Raw genomic sequence first — 13,460 nt, 5'->3', positions numbered from 1 at the left:
TCATCCCCACGCCCCTGAAGGCGCAGGGTAATCGCCGTGCTGCTGACGGTAAATAACTGACTTATCAACCACTTTTTTCAGGGAAGAAAATCATGAACAAGCGCTGTTATCGTCATATCGTCAACCGCACACGCGGTGAACTGCAGGTGGTATCCGAGCTGGCGCGCGGCTGCGGCACGCCGCCCGCCCAGGGGCGCAATGGCGGCCGCAGGCGGTGGGTCGCGCTGCGTCCGCTGGCGCTGCTGGTCGGGCTGGCCGTCAGCGCCACGCCGGTGCTGGCGGCAGGTATTGTCGCCGACGGGCGTGCCCCCGCCAGCCAGCAGCCGCAGGTGATCGATACGCAGAACGGCCTGCCGCAGGTCAATATCAGCGCGCCAAACCAGGCCGGGCTGTCGCACAATCAGTACCAGCAGTTTGATGTGGATAAACGCGGGGCGATCCTTAACAACTCAGCGACCATGACGCAGACGCAGCTGGCAGGCATGGTTCAGGGCAATCCGAACCTGAACGGGCGTGCTCCGGCGCGGGTGATCCTCAACGAGGTCAACAGCAGTAACCCCAGCCAGCTGAGAGGTTATCTTGAGGTGGCGGGCGGTAAGGCGCAGGTAATTGTCGCCAACCCGGCCGGGCTGCTGTGCGACGGATGCGGCACCATCAACGCCGGGCGTATGACGCTGAGCACCGGCAGACCGCAGTGGAACCAGGACGGTAGCCTGGCGGGCTGGCAGGTGGAGCGCGGACGGATTGAGGTGGCGGGCGGCGGGCTGAATGATAATGCCCGTAACGACACGGCTTACGTTGAGCTGCTGGCGCGCACGGTGAAGATTAACGGCAGCATTCGCGCCACCCGTGAGGCCACGGTGGTGGCCGGGCGCAACCGCATCAGCGCCGATGGCTCGGTTATTCAGCCGCTGGCGGGGGAGAGTGGGCCAGCGGAACTGGCCATCGATATGGGCCAGATGGGCGGCATGTACAGCGGGGCGATCCGTATGATCGCTACCGAAGCGGGCGTTGGCGTGCGCAACCGTGGCGGCCAGCTGCAGGCGGACAAAACGCTGACCGTCAGCAGCAACGGGCGGCTGGTGTGGCAGGATAATGCGCATACCCAGGCCGGTGGCGATATTCGCCTGCAGGCTCGCGACGATATTGAACAGCACGGCACCCTCTATACGGGAGGAAAACTGCAGGTCAGCAGCACCAGCGGACATCTTCGCCAGTCCGGTACACTGGCTGCGGCCGGGGACGTGTCGCTGCAGGCTGCGCAGGGCATCGACAGCCGGGGAAATCTGCTGGCGGGTAGCGATATCAACAGTTCGCTGGTGCATAAGGCGGATCTGATCCTGAAGAGTAAAGGTACGGTTCGTGCCGGTGGCAGGCTGTTAAGTCGGGGAGACGTCACTGTCAGCGGCAGCCGGGTCGACCTGAGCGGCAGCCGGCTGGCAGCCGGACGCGCGATACTGCAAAGCTCAGACACGGACAGGCGGACAGAAAGAGCGAAACGCCGCGGATCGGCCACTCTGACCGAAAAACCGCAGCAGACCCCTGCAGCCCGGCTGGCGAATAATCCCCCTCAGACAGGCAATCATCAGCAGGCAGACCGGCAACAGTCTCCGGCAGACGCTGCACCGGCTGCCGTCTCACTGGCCGGCGCGACCCTCGACGTCGGCCAGCTGTGGCTGACCACCTCCGGTGATATTGCGGCACAGAACGCTTCAGTCAGCGCGGGAAGCTGGCAGATTACCGGCAACGATCTGTGGGCTGAGGGCGGCGTCTGGACGCAGACCGGTGATGCCCTCAGCCGCTTTCAGCTGACCGGCGCGCTGGATAACCGCAGCGGCAGCATTGAAGCGCAGGACCTCAGCCTGCAGGCGGCATCTCTGAACAATACCAACGGACGTCTGGTGGCGCTGGGGGAGCAGGCGCAGCGCTGGCAGACTGACGGCCCGATCGGTAATGATGGCGGCTTGCTCGGCAGCAACGGCGCGCTGGCGCTGGATGCCGGTAGCATCAGTAACGTCAACGGCACTCTGACCAGCCAGGGATCGCTGACGATGAATGCCCGTGACGGCATCAATAATCAGCAGGGAAAAATCATCAGCGGCGGCACGCTGGGTCTGAGCACCGCAGGCGTATGGGATAACCGCGATGCGCAGGTGATGGCAGAGAACCTGCAGCTGACGGCGCAAGGGCTGAATAACGCGGGCGGCAAGCTGCTGGCCGTTGAGCATCTCCGGCTTGATATTGACGGCGACACGGATAACCAGGGTGGCACGCTGCAGGCCGGCGAGCTGACGCTGAATGGCGGCGGTACTCTGGACAACCGCAACGGCCGCCTGTTCGGCCAGCAGGCGGTGCGGCTGCATACGGGTAATGTGAACAACAATGACGGCTGGATCGGCGGCCAGCAGATAGTGACGCTGGAGGCAGGACGGCTGGAAAATCGCAACGGCAGCGTGCTGAGCAGCGGTGATGCCACACTCAAGCTGAGCGAGCTGGATAACCGCAGCGGGCAGCTGAAAGCGAACGGCGTGATAAGCGTTAACGCCGGCAACATCGATAACCGCCACGGCGAGGTTTATGGTGGCAGCGAGCTTAAGCTGCTCGCCGCCCGGACGCTGGATAACCGTAACGGGCAGCTGACGGCAGACGGCAGCCTGCAGCTGCAGGCGCAGGATCTTGATAACCGCCAGGGGCATCTCACCAGCCGTCTGGCGGCGGTGATTGCGGCAACCGGCCTGGCCAACCGTGAAGGTCAGATCTACAGCAGCAGTTCGCTGAACATCGCCAGCGACCGGCTGGATAACCGCGAGGGTCGGCTGCTGGCAGAGGGCGATGTCACACTGCAGGGTCTGGCTAAGGCTGATGAGGCCAGGGCAGCGGATCACAGCGCAGCCGCGCTATCCGCCGCTGACCGTGCGCTTTCCACGGCAGATGCTGCCCCGGGCGTGGCTGAACTCCTGAATCAGCGCGGCACCATTGAGAGCGGCGGCACCCTGAATGCTACGCTGCGCGCACTGAATAATACCGGCGGTTCACTCACCGGCGGCCGGGCGCTGACGCTGGCACTGGGCGGCGACTACACCCATCGCACGGGCGACACGCTGACCAGCAACGGCAGGGTGACGCTGAGCGTGGCCGGGATATTAACCAACCTGGCACAGTGGCTGCTGCCCGGCGATCTGCAGCTCACCAGCAACGGCCTGAACAACAGCGGCAGCCTGGTCGGAAAAACGCTGCAGCTTACCACCGGTCTGCTGCAGAATGACGGCCGGATTGAGGCCGACAACCTGCAGATAGCCAGCGACCGGCTGGACAACCGCGCCACCTTAACCGGCGATCGCATTGCGGTAACCACTGGCACCCTCGACAATCACGGCAGCCAGGCGCTGATCGCCGCAACCGAACGCACCGATCTCACCGCCCGCCAGCGACTGACCAACCGTGACGACGCGCTGATCTACAGCGCGGGCGATCTGCAGCTGCGCAGCGGCGATCTGATTGAGAACCTTGCCGCCACCATTGAGGCGGATGGCAACGTTGCCTTCAACGCTGCCCGGCTGGAGAACCGCCGTATCGGCCTGGAAATCGAACGGGAAGCGGAAGAGGAGGATTACCGCTGGCACCGTTACAACTACTACTGGCGGTCCTACAAGTCCGGGGTCAACCGCGATAAAAACACCATGGCTCCGGTGACGCAGCATATTCCGTACCGGGATGATTCAGCGGTTAACAGCAGCCGCTATGGCACCATCCTCGATATCGATGCGGATAACAAACGCGCGAAGGTGCGGGTTAAGAACAATCACGGCAGGGAAATTGAGCTGTGGGTGAACTATCTGGCGCTGAAGCCGGGGGCTGAGGGGGGCTTTGACATGACCTTCTACGCCACGCGCGGCAGCCACCAGGATGACGTGCCCACCCCTTATCACAACACCTTCTGGCGTGAATTTAATCAGGGGAAAATCGAGCAGTGGGATCCGCAGCGCCACCTCGACATCTTCAACGCGCCGCAGGTGACCGATTACAACAACCTGCGCGAACGCAGTGCCAGCGGCAAAGTCCTCCGCGACAGGCTGGTTTCCGAGGGGAGCGCTGCCCGCATTCTGGCCGGCGGCAGTATGTCTTTAACTATCCGTAACGAATTGCTAAACGATGCCAGCACGATCGGTGCTAATGGCGATCTGGCCGTCAGCGGTGGCGGTGAAGTGAAAAATATCGGCTACTCGGTTAACGAACGGCGCCAGGAGCACATCGTCGATCACTACGATAAAGACACCGTGCACTGGCATCCTGAGTTCGATCGCGATGAGACCACCGCGCTCAGCACGATTGACGGCATCATCAGCGGTAATCGCAACACCACCATTACCGCCGTCAGCATTAGCAACACCACCGTTGGCCAGGCGCAGACCAGCCTTACCGAGGCGGCGCAGCAGGCCGCACAGGCGGCGCGCGAAGAGCGGGAACGTAACCCGCTGGCCACACAGGTGCAGGCGGGCGAGCAGCGTCCGGGTGAAACCGACCCGTCGCTGACCGCGCAGCAGCAGGCGGAGAAGGTCGCCAGCCATATTCCGGATAACGGCCTGTTCCATCAGCGCCCCGGGCCGGAAAGCCCGTATCTGGTGGTGACCGATCCGCGCTTTGCCGACCGCGGCAAATTTATCAGCAGCGACTATCTGCTGCAGCGGGTGGGTTACGATCCGGCTGCCGTGCACAAGCGCCTTGGCGACGGCTTCTATGAGCAGCGGGTGGTGCGTGAACAGCTGCTGAACCTGACCGGGCGGCCTTCGCTGCACGGCGAGGACGCGATGGCGCAGTATCAGGCGCTGATGAACAGCGGCGCGCAGGCGGCCAGCGATCTGCAACTGACAACCGGCGTGGCGCTGACCCCGGCGCAGATTGCCGCGCTGCAGCAGGATATCGTCTGGCTGGTGAGTGAAACGGTGCAGACCGCAGCGGGGCCACAGACGGTGCTGGTGCCGAAAGTCTATCTGGCCCCCGGTACGCTGCGGCTGACCGGCGATGGCGCGTTAATTGGCGGCGGCGAGCTGAAGCTGTCGGCAGAGAGCATTAACAATGCGGGTAATCTGTTTGCCGACGGGGCGCTGGAGGTCACCGCCGGCCAATTCCATCATCAGGGCGGTGACATTCGCGCCGATGCCGTGCAGGTCCGGGCGAATCTGATCGATATCAGTACCGATCTGCAGAACGCGCTGCGGCAGGCGGCAGTCAGCGCGCGGAAGATTGACCTCAACGGCGGCGATATCACGATGAAGGGCGCGAAGCTGGCGGCCAGAGAGGATCTCGCCATCAACGCCACCCATAACATCACTATCGGCAGCGCCCGAAGCAGCCATGCCGGCAGCTATGAGGTGATATCCGGTTCGCTGGGAGGGCGTGCGGCGGGCGATCGTGAAGAGGCAGGCTCACGCCTGGCGACGGTCAGCGGGGAGTGGCAGCAGGCGCTGGGCAGCAGTATCACCTCCGACGGCAGGCTCAGCATCAACGCCGGCAACGATCTGACTGTTAAGGGCAGCCAGCTCGCTGCCGGCGGGCAACTGAAGGCCAGCGCCGGGGGCAATATGAACCTGCTGGCCGAGGAGGTCAGCAGCTCCAGCCTGCTCAACGCCGCGAGCGGCAATACGCGGGTCAGCAACCAGTATGATGAGACCCGCCAGCAGCTCAGCAGCATCAGCGGTGCGGGCGGTGTGGATCTGCAGGCCGGTAATACCTTCCGGGCGGAGGGCGCACAGGTTGACAGCACCTCAGGCAGCGTCAGCGTTACGGCAAACCAGGTCAGCATTGGCGAAGTACATATCACCTCGTCAATTGCGGACGCTGAAAGTACCCGGCAGGGCAAAACGAAGGCCAGCCGCACGCTGGAAGCCCACCGCGATGGCGTGACTGGCAGCACCTTCAGCGGCCAGGAGGGGGTGCTGCTTAACGCGACCTCGGGCGATGTCACCCTGACGGCCAGCACCCTGCACAGTGAAAGTGGCGAGGTGGCGGTGTCGGCGAAGCGGGACGTAATCCTGAATACCGCGACCGAACGTGAAGAGCAGTCCAGCGACGTCCGGAGTACGAAGAAGGGCTTCCTGAACAAAAAAACCACTCATATTGCGCAGGAGGATCGCGTCACTCGTGAGCAGGGATCAACGCTCAGCGGCAACAGGGTAACCGTTACTGCCGGACATGATGTCAAGGTCAGCGGCTCGGCCGTCGTGGGTGATGACGATGTTAACATCCGCGCGGGCAACCGGGTTGATATCAGCGCCGCCACCGAAACCGACGCTCATTACCTGCTGGAGGAGAAGAAAAAAAGCGGGCTGTCTGGCACCGGTGGCATTGGTTTCAGCATCGGCAAACAGTCCAGCCGTCATGAGATTGACGAGAAGGGCACCACCCAGAGCCAGAGCGTCAGCACCATTGGCAGCCGCGATGGCAGCCTGAACATTACGGCTAACGATGCGGTACATGTCGCGGGTGCGGATCTGGTGGCCGGTAAAAATATGACGCTGAGCGGCAGCAGCGTGACCGTCGATCCGGGACATGACCAGCGTACCCGTGATGAACGCTTTGAACAGAAAAGCAGCGGCCTGACACTTGCGCTCTCCGGCGCGGCGGGTGGGGCCATCAACACGGCCGTCACCGCCGCGCAGGCCGCCCGTAAGGAGAGCGACAGCCGCCTGGCCGGATTGCAGGCAACCAAAACCGGGCTTGCCGCGGTGCAGGCGCAACAGGCGATGGAGATGGACAGCGCGAAAACCGGCGCGGCTGATGCACGCAATCAGGCTGCCGGGCTAAAACCTGGCGACGAAGGATTTGAAAAAGGCGCCACCGATACGATCGGCATCAGCGCCTCTCTCGGCAGCCAGTCGTCGAAAAGCGAAAGCCACAGCGACAGCAGCCGCGCGCAGGGCAGCACCCTCAGCGCCGGTGGCAATATCAGCATCACGGCCACCGGGCAGGGGAACGCGGGTGCCAGCGATAACGGCAATATCAGCATCAACGGCAGCCAGGTTGACGCCGGTGGCGATGTGGCGCTGAACGCGAAAAATGATATCTACCTCACCTCCGCGCAAAACCGCGAACAGAGTGAAGGGACAAACAGCAGCAGGGGCGGCAGCCTTGGCGTGGGGGTCACCGCCGGCTCCGGCGGGGCCGGGTTCAACGTCTCGGCGAACGTAAATGCCGGTAAAGGCAGCGAACACGGCAACAGCGTAACCCATACTGAGACCACCGTTAGCGCGGGCAATAATCTGGTTATCATCAGCGGCGGCGACACGACGCTGAAGGGGGCGCAGGCCAGCGGGAAAGCGATTGTGGCTGACGCTGGCGGCAACCTGACCATTGCTTCAGAGCAGGACAGCGACCGCTACGACAGCAGGCAGCAGAACGCCAGCGCGGGAGCCGGTTATACCCTGGGCGCGGGCGGCGCATCGGGCAACGTCAGCGCCAGCCGCGATAAAATCCACAGCAACTACGACTCGGTACGGGAGCAGAGCGGGCTGTTTGCCGGTGAAGGCGGCTTTAACGTTAACGTCGGTAAGCATACGCAGCTGGACGGCTCCGTCATCAGCTCCACCGCCACGGCGGATAAAAACAGCCTGACCACCGGCACGCTGGGCTGGAGCGATATCCACAACAGGGCCGACGTGAAGTCGGAACATCAGGGCGTGGGCCTGAGCAGCGGCGGCAGCATCGGCAGCCAGTTTGGCGGCAATATGGAAAACGCGCTGCTGGCGGGGGTAAACCACAAAGACAGCGCGGAAGGCGCCACCAAAGCGGCGGTGAGTGCGGGCAGTATCACCATCCGCGACGGGGATGCCCAGAAGCAGGATGTTTCTCAGCTGAGCCGTGACGCTGAGGGTGCTAACGGCAGCATCGGGCCGATATTTAACAAGGAGAAGGAGCAGAAGCGGTTACAGCAGGCGCAGCTTATTGCGGAGATAGGGAGCCAGGCGGCGGATATCGTGCGCACCCAGGGCACGATTAACGCCACGCGTGAGGCGACGGAGAAGCTGAAAAACCTCTCAGAGACGGAGCGGGAGAAAGCGGAGGCCGACTGGCAGAAGTCGAACCCGGGTAAAACCGCCACGGCAAAAGACATCGGCGACCAGGCGTACAAGACGTTCTTCGACCGGGCGATGAACGCCTCCGGCATGGGCACCGGCGGCTGGGCGCAGCGCGCGGTTCAGGCGGCGACGGCGGTGGTGCAGGGGCTGGCGGGCGGCGATATCGCGAAGGCCATCGCGGGCGGCTCCGCGCCGTATATCGCAGAAGTTATCGGCCATCAGAGCGGGCTGGACGCGAAAGGCAAACTGGCCGCGCACGCGGTGGTGAACGCGGTGCTGGCGGCGGTGCAGGGTAACAGCGTGCTGGCGGGCGCGGCGGGTGCGGTGACGGGAGAAGCGGTTGGCATCCTGGCGCAGGAGATGTATGGTAAGAACCCGGACGAGCTGAGCGAGAGCGAGAGGCAGACGGTCTCGGCGCTGGCCACGGTCGCGGCGGGTCTGGCGGGCGGCCTGGCGGGTAACGGCACGGCGGACGCGGTCGCTGGGGCGCAGGCGGGGAAAACGACGGTTGAGAATAATTTCCTGGGGGCCACATCCTCAGACAAACTCGACAAAGCCGTGGAGAAAATCAAACAGGGGGATAAGTCCCTGGCCGCTGCTAACGAGCTGATAAAGCTGGAGAACGCAGACAAACGCAGCGATGCGCTGGTGTCAAAATTCACCAAAGACCCTTCACAGATGAACAGCGCTGAGCGGGCTGAGCTGGCGGGTTATCTGCGAGTTTATGCCGCTGAAATGGAGAAAGAATATGGCTCAGCCGTCTCGCAGGAACTGGTTAAGGGGTTGCTGTCGGGACAGGATTATATAAAACGTAGCCCTGACTCTGAGGCGATGGCGAAAGCGCAGACAATAATGAATACCTGGGGCTACCATAAATCAAACGCCAGTATCGGCGACGCGCCGCTGTTATTTGGCGGCAGCGTGCTGGGAAATACCATTAGAGAAGGGATGGCGGTTAACGCGGCGATAGGTGCGGGTGTTAATACCGTGTCACAGCTCAGCGGGAACGACCCGTTCAGCTATGTTGACGTGATTATGGCCGGTATCACCTCAGCGGCGACCACGGGTAAAGGAATTGGCGCATCAGCCGGAATAAATATGGGTGGGGCTGCTATAGGTAGTGGGATTAAGGGAGAAGATCCAACTAATTCTGTCATTGGGGCTGGAGTTGGTACAATAGCTGGATCTGGGGCTGGGAAATTAATAAAAAATTCAGCCTCTAAAGTTATCCAAGATAAAGCTTCTGATATCACTGGTGCGATAGGAGGAAGCTATGTCAATGAAAAAACGAGTGGAGTAGTAAAAGAAACTCTTGATGTAAAGGATAAGAAAAATGATCGCTAATTTTATACTTTTAGTCAGGCTTATACTTCAATGTATGCTTTTGTTTTTATGGCTTGATGCTGTGTCTGTATTTCTTGCATCATTAATTGTGTATTTCAAAATAGGATGTTTTTCATTCTTTTTGAGTGATGTTTTTTCATCTTTTTTCGAGTCTGGATATGCAGGAGGACTGGGCTTAGCCATTGGACTCTGGATAAAAATCAGGCTGCAAGAGCGAAGTAGCAAAAAAGATCAACCTAAGTAAACGATCAATCCCGGCCACCGAGCCGGGATTTTACTTCACAACCAGCCAGTTACCGCTGCTCCACCCGCTTCTGTCCCCCCGGAATCACCTGAATAAATTCGGTAATCTGCCGCTGCTTGCGGGCTGAAAGCTTCCCGCAGGCCCGGCGTAGCGTCGCCAAAACTTCCGGCTCCTGGTCCGGCTGTGGCTCCTGCGCGGTCAGGATCAGGCAGCCGGGCGAGACCCGGACGTTAACCCGCGTGCCATCTCAAACCCCGCCTCCCTCAGCCAGCGCCCCCACAGGGTGATAGCCGGCAGCGGCTCAGACGTTGCCGCATCGCGGATATAGCTCAGGGTGCAGACTATTGCGGTTGAAGCATGAAACTAATATCCACTTAAATACAGTATAATCAGCACATTACTACCTCAGTCAGATTTCAAAATCCGGTATCATCATGCTCCGATAACCCTTGAGCCAGCCGGGTTAAATATAAAGCCGGCAAGGCACAACCTGCATTCCACTCATATAGCGTTCTTCTTAAAACGGGAGCGATGGCGGTAGCGTACTTATCTTCCGGGCTCCTGGGTCTCTTTACTGAGGTTCCCTCCGTCCGCGAACACGGCAACGGCCTGACCCATACTGAGACCACCGTTACCGCGGGCAATAATCTGGTTATCATCAGCGGCGGCGACACGACGCTGAAGGGGGCGCAGGCCAGCGGGAAAGCGATTGTGGCTGACGCTGGCGGCAACCTGACCATTGCTTCAGAGCAGGACGGCGACCGCTACGACAGCAGGCAGCAGAACGCCAGCGCGGGAGCCGGTTATAGCGTCGCATCGGGCAGCGTCAGCGCCAGCCGCGATAAAATCCACAGCAACTACGACTCGGTGCGGGAGCAGAGCGGGCTGTTTGCCGGTGAAGGCGGCTTTAACGTTAACGTTGGTAAGCATACGCAGCTGGACGGCTCCGTCATCAGCTCCACCGCCACGGCGGATAAAAACAGCCTGACCACCGGCACGCTGGGCTGGAGCGATATCCACAACAGGGCCGACGTGAAGTCGGAACATCAGGGCGTGGGCCTGAGCAGCGGCGGCAGCATCGGCAGCCAGTTTGGCGGCAATATGGAAAACGCGCTGCTGGCGGGGGGAACCAGCCAGTTACCGATGCTCCGCTTACTTCTGTTTCCCTGAAATTACCTGAATAAAATCAGTTGGATATAGATGATTGTGCGCCGAAATCATCCCGCAGGCCCGGCGCAGCGTGTTCAGACGCAACCGGCGGAGCAGAATCGAACCCGGGATGATGTTGAACTGTGAAATACTATCAGTTATTAACTGCGCTCGGTCAATGTGGCACGAAGATGTGAGGTTAAAGGAAAATAATGAAAAACATCACTGAACTCTGCGCTTCCGTGACAGAAAGTGCTTATGGATTATCGATGGGGACGATATGGCAACATATCTGCGTTGAATGCGTTGAATGCGTTGAATGCGTTGAATGCGTTGAATTGCCTGATAATTACCTGTTCAGAAAACACGCGTTTTTCGTGCTGCTAACCGCGTTGCTCAGTACCGGGAAAATAAAGCTAGCCGCGGAAGGCGTATTTTTGCCCGGCTCCGTTGAGCAGCAAATCACACTAATACAGCAGGCCTGGCCGCCGTATCCCTCTGTAGACGAAGACGACGAACTGGATCAGGTCGGCATGTGGTTTCTGGCTAACTCACCTGCCGGCGTGGTCTGGTTAACCCCGGATGGCACAGAGATTTGGACTTAAATGAATCCCGCTCTTTGCCAGATAAAACGTCGCAGAGGGATTTAATCCGGGAGTAAGCGAGCCCTGTAAGATCCTGTTCGACGTCTTTAGCCGCAGGCATAATGACCAGGCAGGCTAAAAACCGGTAGTCATGTAATGACCGAATTTCTCATTTAAATGGCTAATGGCATCCTCAGATAGAGGAAACTTATTTCTGGTCATCAGGCACTTAACCTCATTAAATAATGGGAGATCATATACAGCCTTTTCAGATGACATGTTGATGAGTTTTTTCATCTCGGTATTATTACTGAATAATCTATTAACCCCCAGTAAATCATCAAACGTTATTGCAGGAGGGGCATCTTTTTTGAAAAAAATCTCCACAGGAAAGTGTATGTTATCCATAGAAAGATAGGTTGTAAGTTGGAAGTAAAGCTTAAGATAAAGCCTGGTTGCTTTCATATCCTGATGGTGGTACATCTTTCGCTGAATCTTCCAGAAATTTATCATTTGCTCACTCATGTCGGCATGGGAGAATAAAATGTCATGAGTTTGTTCAACATAGCTCCCGGGAGAACTAATAGCTTTCATTAATTGTCCTGAATCATGTTTTGTACCAGATTGATTTATGCTTTTTCTTCTGACGACTTCATCAATTTTTTTTCCGTATTCAATCGGTTCAGCCGAAACTATGCGCAATATATGTTCCGGGAACTCAAGGTGCAAAGTGTCTGCAATGGCCTCTTGTTCATTGTGATTTTCAATGGGCAAAATTAAGAGGCTGGATTTAGCGCCACCTTTCCTGTGCAGGTATGCGAACTCTCCGCTGGTTCCTGCCCCAGCCGTTGTGATGCCATCAGCATCCGTCAGATAAGCCAGGTGCATTGCATTGTACCCAGGAATGGCATTTTTCCCGCAAAAAATAAACAGTTTGTCCAGATAATCAAGGTGCTTTGTTTTTAACTGCTTTTTCACATGTTCTGCTATGATGTTCGTTTTTTTATGGGCGTAGGTGTAAATCACCTTTTCAATAGCTTTAGGTGAGTCTACGCCATGACCTTTCAATACACAGCCGTTAACAATATCACAAGGTGAATCATCAGGTGATTTAGCAAACGGGTAAATGATTTTATTAATTATTGATTTTCGGTCATCTGAAGGGGTTTTTTCATCAACACCCAATTTCGTTGCAGTTTTCCATGCATCGATAAGCGTGTTTTTTCCGCCGAGTGCGATATGTGATATACCCGCTCCGCGGGCATCCAAAACTTTTGATAGCACGGCATTAGCCAAAAGTAAATTCGAATTGATATCATTTTCCTTTAATAAAATTGCATGGTTCTGCTGATCAACTCTGTGCTTACGAGGAATGCAATTTTTGTGAGCGGCTTTCTGCAGGCCTGGATCCATATCTGACAATACCCATATATTGTCTTTTTTTTGATCATTCATCCTGATGATGTTTTCCATCATGGTGAAAGCGGATATTCTCGGTAAATTTTCAAAATCATCCCCTGGAGTGTAATTTTTAAAAGAACTTTTCTGTGGAGGGAGTTGACAAGGGAAATATTTATTTAAAAAGGCATTCTTTCCAATCTTTTCTTTATCGCGTAATGGATGTAGCGCAATTCGTTTCAAAATCTCGGGATCGTTTGAGGAACCTGTTTTTTCATCCAGATATCCATAAACGGGTTTGTCCGACTCTGCGAGTATTACGCTAATGCCATTTGATAAAAGTGTCTTGGCTAATATCTCCAGTAATGCGGGTCTTGGTGTCCCTTCCCAGCGAGGAGGTACATGAAAATAGACCTGACTACCAGCAGGCAAAGACCCTCTTTGCAGCGCATGTTCAACGACGTTCAGTGTTCGTGCGGTATGCCCTCCGCCGGTAGGGGAGTAGCCAACTATCAATATTTTAGCAATGTTATTATTTACTATATTTAAATTCCGAAGGAGGCTGTTTTTATTCTCCTTTTCATCCCCCTCTGTTTTATGTGATTTTATTATATCTGGTTTGCTGATGCATTTATGGAACATAATTATCCTCCCTTTTAATTATTA

Annotated in this window: 5 protein-coding genes and 1 pseudogene; 4 read left to right on the top strand and 2 right to left on the bottom strand. The window is 57.6% G+C overall.

What is annotated here, in order from left to right; all coding sequences use genetic code 11:
- Window positions 1–92: 92 nt before the first annotated feature.
- Both GKQ23_RS14930 and GKQ23_RS14925 read left to right on the top strand, forming a co-directional pair.
- A complete protein-coding gene (locus GKQ23_RS14930) occupies window positions 93–9,419 on the top strand; it encodes a hemagglutinin repeat-containing protein (RefSeq protein ID WP_212408670.1) in 9,327 nt (3,108 codons plus the stop codon).
- Window positions 9,409–9,663 carry a hypothetical protein gene (locus tag GKQ23_RS14925; protein WP_212408669.1) on the top strand — a complete coding sequence of 85 codons (255 nt, stop codon included), beginning with the start codon at window positions 9,409–9,411 and terminating at the stop codon, window positions 9,661–9,663. The genes GKQ23_RS14930 and GKQ23_RS14925 overlap by 11 nt, the downstream gene beginning before the upstream one ends.
- A 204-nt stretch (window positions 9,664–9,867) precedes the next feature.
- Here GKQ23_RS14925 and GKQ23_RS24195 read toward each other — a convergent pair whose 3' ends face one another.
- Window positions 9,868–9,960, bottom strand: a complete 93-nt coding sequence (locus GKQ23_RS24195) for a hypothetical protein (RefSeq protein WP_371820218.1) — start codon at window positions 9,958–9,960, stop codon at window positions 9,868–9,870.
- Window positions 9,961–10,257: 297 nt separating this feature from the next.
- Between GKQ23_RS24195 and GKQ23_RS14920 the strand changes: the two are divergent.
- Window positions 10,258–10,800: pseudogene (locus GKQ23_RS14920) on the top strand (hemagglutinin repeat-containing protein); the annotation flags it as partial.
- Between the two features lie 224 nt (window positions 10,801–11,024).
- Window positions 11,025–11,417 (top strand): DUF596 domain-containing protein, encoded by a 393-nt coding sequence (locus tag GKQ23_RS14915; RefSeq protein ID WP_249168416.1) that lies wholly within the window; start codon window positions 11,025–11,027, stop codon window positions 11,415–11,417.
- A gap of 114 nt (window positions 11,418–11,531) precedes the next feature.
- On the opposite strand, the gene GKQ23_RS14910 is transcribed toward GKQ23_RS14915, so the two are convergent.
- The gene (locus GKQ23_RS14910) at window positions 11,532–13,436 is read right to left on the bottom strand and encodes a hypothetical protein (protein ID WP_212408667.1); all 1,905 of its coding nucleotides are present in this window, start codon (window positions 13,434–13,436) and stop codon (window positions 11,532–11,534) included.
- Window positions 13,437–13,460: the final 24 nt, after the last annotated feature.

Source organism: Erwinia sp. E602 (assembly GCF_018141005.1).
GTDB lineage: Bacteria > Pseudomonadota > Gammaproteobacteria > Enterobacterales > Enterobacteriaceae > Erwinia.
The sequence above is the reverse complement of the archived record's forward strand: the minus strand, read 5'-3'. Positions and strand labels throughout refer to the sequence as shown.